Source organism: Herbaspirillum aquaticum, assembly GCF_002213425.1.
GTDB classification, from domain to species: Bacteria; Pseudomonadota; Gammaproteobacteria; order Burkholderiales; family Burkholderiaceae_D; genus Herbaspirillum; species Herbaspirillum aquaticum.
Window position 1 is genome coordinate 1 of sequence record NZ_NJGV01000009.1, and the last position, 13,445, is coordinate 13,445.

At 61.9% G+C, this 13,445-nt stretch carries 15 protein-coding genes; 3 read left to right on the forward strand and 12 right to left on the reverse strand.

Annotated elements, in window-relative coordinates:
• Positions 1–154 precede the first annotated feature (154 nt).
• From CEJ45_RS11220 to CEJ45_RS11230, 3 genes are all read right to left on the reverse strand, one after another.
• Positions 155–1,084, reverse strand: a complete 930-nt coding sequence (locus tag CEJ45_RS11220) for a branched-chain amino acid ABC transporter permease (RefSeq protein WP_088755204.1) — start codon at positions 1,082–1,084, stop codon at positions 155–157.
• A gap of 615 nt (positions 1,085–1,699) precedes the next feature.
• Positions 1,700–2,668: a 4-hydroxy-3-methylbut-2-enyl diphosphate reductase gene (gene ispH / locus CEJ45_RS11225; RefSeq protein ID WP_088755205.1), complete on the reverse strand. Its 969-nt coding sequence runs from the start codon at positions 2,666–2,668 to the stop codon at positions 1,700–1,702.
• A gap of 59 nt (positions 2,669–2,727) precedes the next feature.
• Positions 2,728–3,183 carry an FKBP-type peptidyl-prolyl cis-trans isomerase gene (locus CEJ45_RS11230; protein WP_088755206.1) on the reverse strand — a complete coding sequence of 152 codons (456 nt, stop codon included), beginning with the start codon at positions 3,181–3,183 and terminating at the stop codon, positions 2,728–2,730.
• 269 nt (positions 3,184–3,452) lie between these two features.
• Between CEJ45_RS11230 and radC the strand changes: the two genes are divergently transcribed.
• The 3 genes from radC (at position 3,453) to rpmG (ending at position 4,762) form a co-directional block, all read left to right on the forward strand.
• Positions 3,453–4,127, forward strand: a complete 675-nt coding sequence (radC, locus tag CEJ45_RS11235; RefSeq protein ID WP_167386296.1) for a RadC family protein — start codon at positions 3,453–3,455, stop codon at positions 4,125–4,127.
• A 206-nt stretch (positions 4,128–4,333) separates the two neighbouring features.
• Positions 4,334–4,570, forward strand: a complete 237-nt coding sequence (gene rpmB / locus CEJ45_RS11240) for a 50S ribosomal protein L28 (protein WP_006463730.1) — start codon at positions 4,334–4,336, stop codon at positions 4,568–4,570.
• A gap of 24 nt (positions 4,571–4,594) precedes the next feature.
• Positions 4,595–4,762 carry a 50S ribosomal protein L33 gene (gene rpmG / locus CEJ45_RS11245; protein ID WP_006463731.1) on the forward strand — a complete coding sequence of 56 codons (168 nt, stop codon included), beginning with the start codon at positions 4,595–4,597 and terminating at the stop codon, positions 4,760–4,762.
• A gap of 227 nt (positions 4,763–4,989) precedes the next feature.
• On the opposite strand, the gene CEJ45_RS11250 is transcribed toward rpmG, so the two are convergent.
• From CEJ45_RS11250 to CEJ45_RS11290, 9 genes are all read right to left on the reverse strand, one after another.
• A complete protein-coding gene (locus CEJ45_RS11250) occupies positions 4,990–6,186 on the reverse strand; it encodes a DesA family fatty acid desaturase (protein ID WP_088755208.1) in 1,197 nt (398 codons plus the stop codon).
• An 82-nt stretch (positions 6,187–6,268) separates the two neighbouring features.
• The gene (locus tag CEJ45_RS11255; RefSeq protein ID WP_088755209.1) at positions 6,269–7,627 is read right to left on the reverse strand and encodes a mechanosensitive ion channel family protein; all 1,359 of its coding nucleotides are present in this window, start codon (positions 7,625–7,627) and stop codon (positions 6,269–6,271) included.
• 28 nt (positions 7,628–7,655) lie between these two features.
• Positions 7,656–8,228, reverse strand: a complete 573-nt coding sequence (locus tag CEJ45_RS11260) for a phospholipase D family nuclease (RefSeq protein ID WP_088755210.1) — start codon at positions 8,226–8,228, stop codon at positions 7,656–7,658.
• Positions 8,225–9,484 carry an RsmB/NOP family class I SAM-dependent RNA methyltransferase gene (locus CEJ45_RS11265; RefSeq protein ID WP_088755211.1) on the reverse strand — a complete coding sequence of 420 codons (1,260 nt, stop codon included), beginning with the start codon at positions 9,482–9,484 and terminating at the stop codon, positions 8,225–8,227. The genes CEJ45_RS11260 and CEJ45_RS11265 overlap by 4 nt, the downstream gene beginning before the upstream one ends.
• Before the next feature lie 66 nt (positions 9,485–9,550).
• Complete coding sequence (purN, locus tag CEJ45_RS11270) at positions 9,551–10,162, reverse strand: phosphoribosylglycinamide formyltransferase (RefSeq protein ID WP_154133723.1); 612 nt, start codon at positions 10,160–10,162, stop codon at positions 9,551–9,553.
• A gap of 100 nt (positions 10,163–10,262) precedes the next feature.
• Positions 10,263–10,796 carry a barstar family protein gene (locus CEJ45_RS11275; protein WP_420913290.1) on the reverse strand — a complete coding sequence of 178 codons (534 nt, stop codon included), beginning with the start codon at positions 10,794–10,796 and terminating at the stop codon, positions 10,263–10,265.
• On the reverse strand, positions 10,793–11,188 hold the full coding sequence (locus tag CEJ45_RS11280) for a guanyl-specific ribonuclease (RefSeq protein ID WP_088755391.1): 396 nt from the start codon (positions 11,186–11,188) through the stop codon (positions 10,793–10,795). Before CEJ45_RS11280 ends, CEJ45_RS11275 begins: the two co-directional genes overlap by 4 nt.
• A 125-nt stretch (positions 11,189–11,313) precedes the next feature.
• A complete protein-coding gene (locus CEJ45_RS11285) occupies positions 11,314–12,519 on the reverse strand; it encodes a patatin-like phospholipase family protein (protein ID WP_088755212.1) in 1,206 nt (401 codons plus the stop codon).
• Positions 12,520–12,580: 61 nt separating this feature from the next.
• Positions 12,581–13,339: an SDR family NAD(P)-dependent oxidoreductase gene (locus CEJ45_RS11290; protein WP_088755213.1), complete on the reverse strand. Its 759-nt coding sequence runs from the start codon at positions 13,337–13,339 to the stop codon at positions 12,581–12,583.
• Between the last annotated feature and the right edge of the window lie 106 nt (positions 13,340–13,445).

Here is a 13,445-nt window from a genome sequence, read left to right on the forward strand (position 1 = left end):
CAGCGCCAACAGCGCCAGCAGGCTGAACCGCGCCTGCTGGGGGTTGCGCTTCATGTCGAAGGTCATGAGAGCCATAGTGTTCTCTTCCGATTTCTTAAGTTTCTAAGTTTCTGTTTTTAAGTTTTTAAGTTTTAAGGTTTCAAATCTTAAAAACTCAGGCACGGTCCGCAACACGCTCACCCATGATCCCGGACGGACGCAGGGTCAGCACGATGATCAGCACGATGAAGGCGAAGATGTCCTGGTAGTTGCTGCCCAGGAAGTTGCCGGTCAGGTCGCCGATGTAACCGGCGCCCAGGCTTTCGATCAGGCCCAGCAGGATGCCGCCCAGCATGGCGCCGTAGATGTTGCCGATACCGCCCAGCACCGCTGCCGAGAAGGCCTTCAGGCCCGGCACGAAGCCCATGGCGAATTGCGCGGTGGAATAGTTGGCGGCCCACATCACGCCGGCGATGGCGGCCAGTGCGGCGCCGATGGCGAAGGTGACGATGATGACGCGGTTGGCGTCCACGCCCATCAAGCCGGCGATGCGCGGGTTCTCGGCGGTGGCGCGCATGGCGCGGCCCATCTTGGTCTTCTCCACGATCAGCACCAGGCCGATCATCGCGGCCAGGGCCAGGATCAAGAGCATGATCTGGGTCGGCGAGATCAGGGCACCGGCGATGTTGACAGGGTTCGACGGCATGATCTGCGGGAACGGCAGCGGGCTGCGGCCCCAGATCATCATGGCGAAGGTCTGCAGCAGGATCGACACGCCGATGGCGGTGATCAGCGGCGCCAGGCGCGGTGCATTGCGCAGCGGACGATAAGCGATGCGTTCGATCAGCAAGCTCACGATCACGCACACCGGGATGGCCCCGACGATGGCGATGATCAGCTTGACGATGCCCGGCAGGTCAGGCGCCACCTGCTGCACCAATTTGAGGATCGACAGGCCGACCATGGCCCCTACCATCAGGATGTCGCCGTGGGCAAAGTTGATCAGGTTCAGCACCCCGTACACCATGGTGTAGCCCAGGGCGATCAGTGCGTACATGCTGCCTAGCACCAATCCGTTGATGATCTGCTGGATGAAAATGTCCATGAATAACTCTTCGATCTAAATGGAAACAAGAAAAACACGTGGGCCTGCACCAAAGCGGACACCGCGCGAAAGCATGTCGATTAGCAAAATCCGTTCCCGCAAGCCGGGATCGCGTTATCACTCTTCATAAAAAGGGTGCAGGCGTTCCGCGCGAGCATCGCTCGCTGGCAGGGGAAATGAAGGGAAAATCAGCCGCTGTGGCCGCACAAGCGGCTTGGGCCATGGGCGGCGTACGCGTTGGGCGTTCGCCTGGGAGGTCTTCGCCGGATGCACCGGATGGAGCCGGTGGGCAGATGCTCTTGCATATGAATGTCTCCCGTCTCTGGTTGACGCCGCGTTGGCGGCGCCCTGCCCTCTTTGGTGAGGGCTAGCGCTCGGCCGCCTTTTGGGCGGGCCGTCGATAATGGTGCGGAATTATACGCAGAAGATTCCAACAATCGAGCACAAACAATCGCCTGTTACAGAAGAAAGTGCGGTAAGACCAATGAATCGTCGGTGACTTCACAACACCTGTCGCGCAAATGAAGAAGGCCTGCATCAGCAGGCCTCTTTGCGCAAACGGCGGACGAGGATTTCGTCCGAAAATTCACCCTTGGTCACAGGGTCGATGCAGCCTCACGCCGATTCGGCCGAGGGCGCGCGGGAACCCAGTCCCTTGGGCAGGGGGAAGGTGACGTTTTCTTCAATGCCGTCCAGCACGCGCACACTGCGGGCACCGATTTCCTTGATGCGATCGATCACGGCCTGCACCAGCACTTCCGGCGCCGAGGCACCGGCGGTGACGCCGATGCGCTGGCGGCCCTGTACCCATTGCGGGTCGATCAGGGCAGCGTTGTCGACCATGAAGGCGGGCACGCCCTTCTTCTCGGCCAGCTCGCGCAGGCGGTTGGAGTTGGAGCTGTTGGGGCTGCCGACCACGATCACCACCTCCACCTGCGGGGCCATGAACTTCACGGCTTCCTGGCGGTTGGTGGTGGCGTAGCAGATGTCGCCCTTCTTGGGTTCGGCAATTTCCGGGAAGCGCGCGCGCAAGGCCGCGATGATGTCGGCCGTGTCATCCACCGACAGCGTGGTCTGGGAAACATAGGCCAGCAGGCCGGGATCGGCTACCTGCAGGCGCTGCACGTCTTCCACGGTTTCCACCAGGTGCATGCCGGCCTCGGTCTGGCCCATGGTGCCTTCGACCTCGGGGTGGCCGGCGTGGCCGATCATGATGATCTCGCGGCCTTCGCGGCGCATCTTGGCCACTTCCATATGCACCTTGGTGACCAGCGGGCAGGTGGCGTCAAACACCGTCAGGCCGCGCTCGGCCGCCTCGGCCTGGATCGCCTTGGATACGCCGTGGGCCGAAAAGATGACCGTATTGCCGGCCGGCACGTCGGCCAGCTCCTCGATGAAGACCGCGCCCTTGGCCCGCAGGTCGTTGACGACGTAGGCGTTGTGCACGATTTCATGGCGTACGTAGATGGGGGCGCCAAACTGCGCCAGCGCACGTTCGACGATCTCGATGGCGCGGTCCACGCCCGCACAGAAACCACGGGGCTGGGCCAGCAGGATTTCAGGTTCGGCTTGTTCCATGGTCATGGTCATTTCCTTGATTCTTCAAAACATTGCGAGGGCCAACTCGCCAAATGACGAGGCTCTTACAGGATTCCGATGATTTTTACTTCGAACTTCAGCGTTTGGCCGGCCAACGGGTGATTGAAGTCGAAAATTGCGCCATCATCATCGATCGCTCGCAGGATGCCAGCAAAGCGGCCGCCACCGGGGGCGGCGAAGTCAACCAGGTCGCCGACGCGATAGTCCTCATCCATGGAGGAGTTTTCTTCCAGCGTGGCGCGCGAGATACGCTGGATCAGCTCTTCGCTGCGCTCGCCGAAAGCCTGGGTCGGACTCAGTTCAAAGGTCTGGTGCGTGCCTTCGGGCAGGCCCAGCAGGCAGGCTTCGAGGAAAGGAGCCAGCTGGCCCTGGCCGAACTGCAGGGTGGCCGGGTTCTCGTTGAAGGTGCTGACGATGTCTTCTCCGTCCAGCGAGGCCAGGCGGTAATGCAAGGTGAGGTAGGCGTTTTCGGTGACGACGGGGACAGTTGGGCTGGACATGGCTGGAAGCAGACTGAAAGACGGGCTGAAATACGGGCAGGGAACAGGCAGCAATACCGGAGCCTGCACAAGAGCCCGCTATTGTAAGCCACGTTGGCCCGATACGCCGCCGGCAGCTTCATCGCCACACGCTGCCGGATGCAGCATCCTGCCTTTCCTTGCGCCGGCGCAAGCGGACTGCGGCGGTCCAAACGTTCTTTTCGGCGCGATCCCGGGCGGGGTCGCCAGCGTTATCCCCCCTCAAGTCTAAGGAGACTCACACCATGACCATGACCCTCTTGGATTGGCCCAAGGAACAGCGGCCACGCGAACGCTTGCTGGAGCTGGGCCCGGCCGCCCTCTCCGATGCGGAATTGCTGGCCATCTTCCTGCGCGTGGGCACGCCCGGCAAAAGCGTGATGGAGCTGTCCATGGACGTGCTGCAGCGTTTCGGCTCGCTCGGGGCCCTGTGCAATGCGGTCCAGCGCGACCCTTGCCTGGGCAATGGCCTGGGGCCGGCCAAATGCGCGCAGATATGGGCTTCCCTGGAACTGGCCAAGCGCGCCATCAACGGCAACCTGAGGCAGGAGTCCGCGCTCAATTCCACCCGTGCCGTGGGCGACTACCTGAAACTGATCTTCGCGGGCAAGGAACATGAATGTTTCGTCGCCGTCTTCCTGAACATGCGCAACCAGCTCCTGGCCACCGAAGAAATGTTCAGGGGCTCGCTGAACCATACGACGGTCTACCCCCGTGAACTGGTCAAGGCGGCATTGCGGCACAATGCCGCCTCGGTCATCGTCGCCCACAATCACCCCTCGGGCGACCCGCGGCCCAGCGAGGCGGACCTGGCCCTGACCCGCACGCTCAAGAAGGCGCTGGAACTCATCGATGTGGAATTGCTGGACCATGTCGTGGTGGCCGGGACACGCCATTACTCCTTTGCCGACCATGCCCAGGTCTGATGTGCAGCCCCGGCAATCGGCCGCAAACCCTTGCCAGGACTGGGCGGAACCTTCCTGCGCCAGGGCCGCGGACTGAATGTTTCCGCAATTGTTAAATCAATGGAACCATTGAAGACACAATTGTTTTTCGCAAGTCATTGAAAAACCTGAGTTTTTTCCATATACTCTCGTTTTTCCCAAATTCGGAAATTTTTAAGGAGTCTCACATGGCACGTGTCTGCCAAGTCACCGGGAAGGGGCCGATGGTCGGCAACAACGTTTCCCATGCAAACAACAAGACCAAGCGTCGTTTCCTGCCCAACCTGCAGAACCGCCGCATTTTCGTCGAATCCGAGAACCGCTGGGTTTCGCTGCGTTTGTCCAACGCCGGCCTGCGCGTGATCGACAAGATCGGCATCGATGCCGTTCTGGCCGATCTGCGTGCTCGTGGCGAAAAAGTCTAATTAGCAGAGTAAAGGAAATCTATCATGGCGAAATCCGGCCGCGACAAAATCAAACTGGAGTCGACCGCAGGTACTGGTCACTTCTACACCACCACCAAGAACAAGCGTACTACGCCCGAAAAGATCAGCATCATGAAGTTCGATCCCAAGGCGCGCAAGCACGTCGAATACAAGGAAACCAAGATCAAGTAATTGATCCCGGTCTCCCGATGAAAAACCCGCAGAGTCCTCTGCGGGTTTTTTATTGCCCGTGTTTTCTTGCCTGTGCTGACAGGGATGGTCGCCGATGTTCCCTGGCCGAACCGGCCGGGAAGAAATCTTCACCATCCCGTTCCAGTGCCCAAAGAAAAATCCCCGCAGATCGCTCTGCGGGGATTTTTTATTCAGCTCCCGGTTTCAACCGGGTCAGCCAGCGAAGATCAGGCGTAGCTGCGCAGGCGCAGGGCGAAGTCACGCAGGGCCTTCACGCCAGAGGCTTCGGCGCGGGTGCACCAGTCCTGCAGTTGCTGCAGCAGCTGTTCGCGGGTCGAGTGCGAACGCTCCCAGATGGCGCCCAGCTCAATGCGCATTTCATGCATGGTCTGCAGGGCCTTGCTGTGGGCGAACAGCTCCGAGAGTTGCTGCTTCTGGCCATCTTCCAGGCGAGCCGGCTCACGCTGCAGCAGCTTCTTGGAGGACTTCAGGAAACGCGATTCCAGCTGGGCCTTTTCGATCAGGTGATCCAGCTCGTCCTTCCAGGCGCTCTTGAGCGAACGGGCGTACTTGGCGGTCACGTCGTAGCGGTTGGCGATCACCGACTGCAGGGTATCGAAGTCGATCACCGATTTCTGGCTGTCGAACTTGGGCACCGGTGCCACCTTCTTGACCTTGGCCAGGCCAAAGGTTTCCAGGATGCGGATGTACATCCAGCCGATGTCGAATTCATACCACTTGGCCGAGAACTTGGCCGAGGTGCCGAAGGTATGGTGATTGTTGTGCATTTCCTCGCCGCCGATGATGATGCCGATCGGGAACAGGTTGGTCGCTGCATCGTTGCAATCGTAGTTGCGGTAGCCCCAGAAGTGGCCCAGGCCATTGACCACGCCAGCCGCCCAGAACGGGATCCAGGCCATCTGCACGGCCCACACGGTCAGGCCGATGGCGCCGAAGAGCAGCACGTCGATGATCAGCATGATGCCCACACCCTGCCAGCCGTACTTGCTGTAGATGTTGTGTTCAATCCAGTCGTCCGGGGTGCCGTGGCCAAACTTCTCCATGGTCTCGGCATTCTTGGACTCCATGCGGTACAGCTCGGCACCCTGCCACATCACCTTGTTGATGCCGCGGGTCTGCGGGCTGTGCGGATCTTCTTCGGTCTCGCACTTGGCGTGGTGCTTGCGGTGGATGGCGGCCCATTCCTTGGTCACCATGCCGGTGGTCATCCACAGCCAGAGACGGAAGAAGTGGCTGGGGATCGCGTGCAGTTCGAGCGCGCGATGCGCCTGGCAACGATGCAGGTAGAGAGTCACGCCCACGATGGTGATGTGCGTCATCACCAGTGTGTAAATGACAATCTGCCAACCGGACGCGTGCAGCAGGCCGTTGGCAACAAAGTCGAGGATCGCATCAAGGGTCATCAGTACAACTCCAAATAGAAAACAACTATCGGACTACAAAACAGGATTATTACTTGTTCCGTGAAAATGGTTTTATTTTCTTTTAATTGCCGGGCATTGTACGCGAATTCTGCGACTCTGGGCCATCAGGAATTTCCTGGCGCGTACTTTGGCGGAAGCTGCGCTCATCCATGATCCGGATGTCGCGCTTGGGATGGGCCACCTGGATGCCGTGCTGCTTGAAGGCGGCCCAGATGGCGCGATTGACGTCGGACAGCACATTGAGCCGTCCATTTTCCGGGTCCGTGATCCAGAATCCCAGTTCCAGCTCCAGCCCGTCGGCGCCGATCTTGATCAGCAAGGCCTGCGGGGCGGTCTGCTGGGAGACCCGTTGTACCCCAAGTGCGGCCTGTTCCATGATGGACAAGACCGTTTCCACATCGTCCTGGTACAGAATTGTAAGCTGTGTAGCCAAACGTACAATGCGATGGGTCAAGGAATAGTTTTGTACCGGATTGGAGACAAAAAGCTCATTGGGCAACACCGACTCAATACCGTCCAGCCCTTCCAGGATGGTGTAGCGGGTATTGATCTGGGTGACCTTGCCGAAGTATTTCTCGACTGCAACCATGTCGCCGATCACCATGCTGCGCTCCAGCAGGATCACGAAGCCGGAGACATAGCTGCTGGCGATCTTCTGCAAACCCAGGCCGATCCCCACGCCCAGCGCGCCGCCGAAGACCGAGAGCACCGTCAGGTCGATCCCCACCAGCGACAGGCTGACCAGGAAAGCGATGAGGATCAGCAAGGCCCGCATCATGCGCGCCACCACCGTGCGCAGCGAGGAATGCATGCCGCTGAACTTCATCAGGCGGTTTTCGACCACCGTCCCTATCCACAGGGCAATGATGAGCGTGACCAGCACCGAGGCCGCACCTTGTAACATCGTCAACAACGACACCTTGTGGCGTGCCAGCGGGAACGTGGTGGTATCGAGGTAATCGACGAAATCCGGCCACAGGCCGGTAATCCACAGCACCACGCACAGCCAGACCAGCAGCGCGATGACTTTTTCCGACAGGTGCAGCAGCGCGCCCACTGTCGCATCCTTCACGAAGATGCCGCGCAATACGTAGAACACGAAACGCATCGCCACCTGGGCAATGGTCAGGGGAAACATGATTTCCCACAAAGTGACCGCATGGTGGCCGCGCTTGAGAATGTAATAGGCTCCCGTGAGCAAGCCCAGGGCCAGCAGCGGCGAGAGCACGCGGGCAAAGCTCTTGACGCCGATCTGCATGACCAGCGACTGCTCCTCGCCATCGGCGGGCAGCACGAATCGCGCGCGCAGCCAGCGCGAGAGGCCGATGCCGCCCAGCAACGAGAGCGCGATGACGACCAGCTGGCGCAGCAGGTCAACGGCGCTGATATCGGTGAAGAGGGAAAGGAAATGATCGGTCATGGCTGGCCGGATGAAGAATCAGGGCAAATCAGGGCGCCGCCTGGGCATCCTGGCGATGGCGCTGCCAGTTGCTGGCGTAGCGTGCAGCCAGCGGCGGGTTCTTGCCGAGGATGAGCACGTTCTCGGCATTCTTGTGCTGGGCCGACCAGGTGAAGTTGTAGCTGCCCGTAATGACGGTGGCCGTCGGCAAGGCCGTATCGATGATGATGACCTTGTTGTGGGCATTGCGGTAAGCCGTTTCCAGCCAGACCGGAATGCCGGCCGCGCGCAGCTGGCGCAGGCGGTCTTCGGAGTTCTTGTCGAGCTGGCCCGCATCCATGAGCACGCGCACGTCGATGCCGCGTTTGCGGGCGGCCACCAGTTCGTCCGTAATAGGACGGCTGGTGAGCAGATAGGCTTGCATCAGGATCTGGCGTTGCGCGGCCTGAAGCTGGCCGACGATCAGGGCTTCGATGTCATCCCAAGGCGCGAAAGCGGATTGCACCGTCCCCTGCGCAGCCATCACCGGCGGTGGCGGCAGCGCTTCCCCGGCCTGCAGGCCAGGGGCGGCCGCTACCAGCAGGGCGGCGGCCAGGCCAGGCAGCAGGAGCCGCCGCCTCATGCAGCGCGGCGCTCCAGGACGGCCGCGAAGAAACCGTCAGTCTGGTGCTGGTGCGGCAGCAGCTTCAGGTAATCGCCGGTATCCAGCGCAATCTTCTGCTCGGCCAGCACTTCGCTCATGGGGCGCAACGTGAAGTCGGGATGCGAGGCCAGGAAGTCGGCGATGACTTCATCGTTCTCTTCTTCCAGGAAGCTGCAGGTGCCATACACCAGGCGGCCGCCCGGACGCACCAGGCGCGCGGCGCTGGCCAGGATCGAGCCTTGCTTGGCGCGCATCTCGGTGAGCGTCTCCACGCTCTGGCGCCACTTCATGTCGGGGTTGCGGCGCAGGGTGCCCAAGCCGCTGCAGGGTGCATCGACCAGCACGCGATCGAGCTTGCCGGCCAGGCGCTTGACCTTGGCGTCGTTCTCGTGGGCGATCACCACCGGATGCACATTGGACAGGCCACTGCGCGCCAGGCGCGGTTTGAGCTTGGCCAGGCGCTTTTCGGACACGTCGAAGGCATACAGGCGGCCGGTATTGCGCATCAGCGCGCCCAGCGCCAGGGTCTTGCCACCGGCGCCGGCACAGAAGTCGACCACCATTTCGCCGCGCTTGGCGCCGACGATCTGGGCCAGCAGCTGGCTGCCTTCATCCTGCACTTCGATGGCGCCATCCTTGAACAGCGGCAGGTTCTGCAGGGCCGGCTTCTTGAACACGCGCAGGCCCAGCGGGGAATACGGGGTCGGTTCGCAGGCCACCGGCGCCTTGGCCAGTTCGGCGATGACGGTATCGCGGTCGGCCTTCAAGGCATTGACCCGCAGGTCCAGCGGCGCCGGACGGTTCATGGCATCGGCCAGTTGCAGGGTGGCTTCCTCGCCCATGCGGGCGACCAGCTTTTCCCACAGCCAGGGCGGCAGGTTGCTGCGCATCTGGGGCGCCAGTTGGGTGCGGTCGATCTGGGCCACGCGCTCCAGCCACTCGGCTTCGCCTTCCTGCAGGCCGGCGATGGATTCGGCGCCGACCGCATCGGCCAGGCCCAGCAACGCCAGGCGGCGCATCATCGGGCCGCTGCCGGATTCGGCGAAGTTGGTCAGAACCGTCTTGTTGCGCAGCAGGCCGTAGACCGCTTCAGCGATCACGCCGCGCTCGCGGCTGCCCAGGCGGGGATTGTCGCGGAAGTAGCGCGACAGGGTCACGTCGGCCGGGCCGGTGAAGCGCAGCACTTCGCGCAGCAGTTCTTCGGTATGGGGGATGATCGCGGGAGGCAATCTCATGCTAGGTCCTTCAGATTCAATTCAATTCAAGATAAGGGGTGCGCGGCGGCGCTTGCTCGTTGCGCCTCAGGCGTCGGCGGCCAGGCGCACGCGCGCGCCGTCCAGTGCCAGGCGGCCTTGCACGAACCAGCGCACGGCACGCGGATAGATCACATGTTCCTGTTCCAGGACACGCTCGGCGAGCGTCTCCTCGCTGTCCTCTTCCAGCACCGGCACGGCAGCCTGGGCCACGATGGGACCGTGGTCGAGGTCGGGCGTGACGAAGTGCACGGTTGCGCCGTGCAGCTTCACGCCGGCCGCCAGTGCCTGCCGGTGCGTCGCCAGCCCCGGGAAACTGGGCAGCAGCGACGGGTGGATATTGAGCATGCGGCCCTGGTAATGATTGACGAACGGTGCCGTCAGGATCCGCATGAAACCGGCCAGCACCACCAGGTCCGGCGCGAACGCGTCGATCTGCTCGCGCAGGGCGGCATCGAACTGGTCGCGCGTGGGATAGTCGCGGTTGGCCACGACGGCCGTGGCAATGCCGTGGCTGGCGGCGAATTCGAGGCCGCTGGCGTCGGCGCGGTTGCTGATGACGGCGGCGATTCGGGCAGGCCACCGCTCGGCCTGTGCAGCACGGACGATGGCTTCCATATTGCTGCCTCGTCCGGAAATCAGGATGACAATGCTTCTCATGGTGTGCGCATTGTACCTGCTGACGGCCCCTCCGCCGCCGGTTTTCACGATGTGAAAGGGCCGGCGTGGCGTAAAAGCTTTATCAAAATGTGAAGGAAATTTACTGGAAGGAATAGAAAACGCGGAACGGCACCTTCTTCTCAGCCCAGTAATCGGCCGCATCGCGGAAGACGTCGAGCAAGGTCTCGCGCGCTTCCTTGTCGAATTTCTGGGTGTTGGGCAGTTGTTCCAGCACCACGACGAAACCGATCTGCTTGCCGGCCTTGTGGGTCAGGTCAGTCAGGCAGTCATGCAGGGCATCGAAGTTCTTGCCGAAGTGCCGGGGAAACTGGAAGGCGGTGGCGATGGTGGTCAGCACCTGCTGCTTGGTCACGGCCTCGGCGCAATAGGCATAGAGAAAATGCTGCTGCAGGTGCGCGGCCTCCTGCTGCAACTCGGTCACGCGGAAAGCGCGGATCGACTGCACGATATTGGGCGGCACCGTTTTGAACAAACTCATTTTCCCTTCAGTATCCATAGGCGGGGCTGTGTGGCTGTCGTGGTTGTCGTAATTGTCGTGATGGTGCTGGCTGGAATGCTGTCTCTGGCTGCAACAGGGACCGGCGCGCCCTGCCCTGCTCCCGGAGGCGATCAGTCGCGTATCCGGCGGAAGGTCTTGTAATGATCGCTGGTGTAATAGTATTCGCCGGAAGAGGCCGGCTCCCCCCCGCTGATGATGCGACGGGCCCCGCGATTGCGGGCGCGCGGCGTCTTGACCGTGTATTCGCGATAATACCCGCGCTTTTGCTTGGGCAAAACCCCTTCATAGTTGCCGAAGACCGAGCCATCCTTTTCATACGGGAAGGGCCCGCCCTGACGGATCAGGGCCATGGTCTGCTGGGCTTCGCGCGGCAGCTGGTCGAGGTTGACCTCGGGCAAGTTGCCCGGCACCGGCCCCTTGGCTTGCACCGGCGCGGCCAGCATCAGGGCCGTCAGCAGCACCAGCCAGTAACGGGTGAAGAAGGAAGAAATGAAGCGGGCTCGCATCTGCATCGTCTGCATTGATTCTGTTAATTGCAATTTTGTCAATTAATGGCAACAGCACTCGGTAGATTAACGCGTTGCTTTCGGCTAGGCAACCACGGCAGGCCAGGAACTTGACCGGCAGCAAATCAGGCAGAGGCTTGGAGCAGCTGGGCGGTATCCGGTTCAAAAAAGGCCAGCACCTCCTCGCGCTTGGCGTAGGTATCGCTTTCACCCAGGGCGATCAGCTCGCGTGTGAAGCTTTGTTCAAACAACAGATAGGACGCCAGCGCCGAGCCACGCGCCTCGGTGGCACCGATACCGCCCAGCATGGTGCGGATCGGGCGCGGCAGGTTGCCGACGTGGCGGCTGGCGATGCTGTCGATGCGCTGCGAGGGCGAGATCACCAGGGTACGGATGGGTTTCAATGGCGTATGCCGGCGCTGCTCATCGTTCAAGACCGACAAGGTCTGGTTGACCCGGTTGATGCGTTCAATGTCGGCCGACAAGCCGTCGAGGAAGATCCCCGACATCGCATGTCCGGCTACCTGTGCCAGGCTGGGGTAATGCGGGGTATTGGTGGGGGCCTGCTCGCCCTTCTCGCCCATGCGGCCGGCGCCGATGATGAGTACCTTGGTGGCACCGAGGTGGATGGCCGGGGAAATCGGGGCGATCTGGCGCATCGAGCCATCGCCGCAATACTCGCAGCGGCCGTCGATGTACACCGGAATGGCCGGGAAGATGAAAGGAATGGCAGAAGAGGCCAGCAAATGGTCGATGCCGATCTGGTCGCGCATGGCCAGCCGCTGGGTGCGTCGCCAGGGCTCGATCTCTTGTGCGCACTGGTAGAAGGTGATGTGCTGGCCGCTGGTATAGGACGAGGCGGTCACCGCCAGCGCATGCAACTGCCCTTCGGCCAGGGCGGCATCCAGCCGTGGCAGGTCCAGCAGGCGATGCAGCATGCTCACCAGGGGAGTGTTGTCCAGCAGGGAGTTGGGCGGATTGGCGCGCCACTTGCGCAGCAGCCAGCCGAAGGAAAACAGCGACAGCCAGCGTGCCCCCGAGCGGATCACCCCCAGCGAATCGGCGCGGTACACCTGCTCCACCTGGAAATTGCTCCACACCGCCATCAGCTCGCGCACGGCTTCGCCGAAGTCGTCCGCCCGGCAGGCCAGGGCGGTGCCGTTGATGGCCCCGGCCGAGGTACCACAGATGATGGGGAAGGGATTGCTGTGCACCGGCCAGCCGGCTTCGAGCAGGATCATCGAGAGGGCGTTGAGCACACCCACCTGGTAAGCCGCCCGCGCACCGCCGCCGGTCAGGATCAAGCCTGTTTTGTGTTCCATGGTCTCCATGAGGGGGAGCTTATCAGCAGCCCCCTCACTGTGGACAAGAGAATTGGCAGGCAAATGCCGTCTATTTGGGCTGCATGCGGATGGCACCATCGAGGCGGATGGTCTCGCCGTTGAGCATCACGTTCTCGATGATGGTTCGGGCCAGCTGCGCGTATTCGGTGGCACGGCCCAGGCGCGGCGGGAAGGGGACGGCCTGCCCCAGCGAATCGCGCACTTCCTGCGGCATGGCCAGCATCATGGGGGTTTCGAAGATGCCGGGGGCGATGGTCATGACACGGATGCCGCTGCGCGAGAGATCACGCGCCATCGGCAGGGTCATGGCAACGATGGCCCCCTTGGAAGCCGAATAGGCCGTCTGTCCGATCTGGCCATCGTAGGCGGCCACCGAGGCGGTGTGGATGATGATGCCGCGCTCGCCCTCTTCCTGCGCCTCGGTCTTGGCCATGGCGTCGGCCGCAAAGCGGGCCATGTTGAAGCTGCCGACCAGGTTGATGTTGAGCGTCTTCATGAACAGCGCCATGCTGTGCGGGCCGTTCTTGCCGACCAGCTTCTCGGCCGGGGCGATGCCGGCGCAATTGACCAGTCCGCGCAGGCTGCCGGCCTCTTGCGCTGCATGCACCACGGCTTGGGCGTCGTCTTCCGAACTGACATCGCAGCGCACGAAGACACCGCCCAGTTCCCGGGCCAGCACACTGCCGGCCTCCTCGTTGAGATCGGCCAGCACCGGCTTGCCACCGGCGGCGGCGATCATGCGGGCAGTGGCCGCGCCCAGGCCGGATGCTGCGCCGGTGACGATGAATACATTTCCTTCGATACGCATGGAGTCTCCTGTTTTTTCTCTGCGCGCAGCCAGGCGGATGGCCAGGCCGGCGAGCCATTGATGATGGGATACATCAGGGGCCATTATTTGACGAATCGGCCAGCCT

What these genes read in the sequence shown, in the direction of transcription:
- CEJ45_RS11265 (WP_088755211.1), bottom strand. Translation starts at nt 9,484, where the DNA reads ATGAGATTGCCTCCCGCGATCATCCCCCATACCGAAGAACTGCTGCGC.
- ispH (WP_088755205.1), bottom strand. Translation starts at nt 2,668, where the DNA reads ATGACCATGGAACAAGCCGAACCTGAAATCCTGCTGGCCCAGCCCCGT.
- purN (WP_154133723.1), bottom strand. Translation starts at nt 10,162, where the DNA reads ATGAGAAGCATTGTCATCCTGATTTCCGGACGAGGCAGCAATATGGAA.
- CEJ45_RS11290 (WP_088755213.1), bottom strand. Translation starts at nt 13,339, where the DNA reads ATGCGTATCGAAGGAAATGTATTCATCGTCACCGGCGCAGCATCCGGC.
- rpmG (WP_006463731.1), top strand. Translation starts at nt 4,595, where the DNA reads ATGGCGAAATCCGGCCGCGACAAAATCAAACTGGAGTCGACCGCAGGT.
- rpmB (WP_006463730.1), top strand. Translation starts at nt 4,334, where the DNA reads ATGGCACGTGTCTGCCAAGTCACCGGGAAGGGGCCGATGGTCGGCAAC.
- CEJ45_RS11220 (WP_088755204.1), bottom strand. Translation starts at nt 1,084, where the DNA reads ATGGACATTTTCATCCAGCAGATCATCAACGGATTGGTGCTAGGCAGC.
- CEJ45_RS11230 (WP_088755206.1), bottom strand. Translation starts at nt 3,183, where the DNA reads ATGTCCAGCCCAACTGTCCCCGTCGTCACCGAAAACGCCTACCTCACC.
- CEJ45_RS11250 (WP_088755208.1), bottom strand. Translation starts at nt 6,186, where the DNA reads ATGACCCTTGATGCGATCCTCGACTTTGTTGCCAACGGCCTGCTGCAC.
- CEJ45_RS11260 (WP_088755210.1), bottom strand. Translation starts at nt 8,228, where the DNA reads ATGAGGCGGCGGCTCCTGCTGCCTGGCCTGGCCGCCGCCCTGCTGGTA.
- radC (WP_167386296.1), top strand. Translation starts at nt 3,453, where the DNA reads ATGACCCTCTTGGATTGGCCCAAGGAACAGCGGCCACGCGAACGCTTG.
- CEJ45_RS11285 (WP_088755212.1), bottom strand. Translation starts at nt 12,519, where the DNA reads ATGGAGACCATGGAACACAAAACAGGCTTGATCCTGACCGGCGGCGGT.
- CEJ45_RS11255 (WP_088755209.1), bottom strand. Translation starts at nt 7,627, where the DNA reads ATGACCGATCATTTCCTTTCCCTCTTCACCGATATCAGCGCCGTTGAC.
- CEJ45_RS11280 (WP_088755391.1), bottom strand. Translation starts at nt 11,188, where the DNA reads ATGCGAGCCCGCTTCATTTCTTCCTTCTTCACCCGTTACTGGCTGGTG.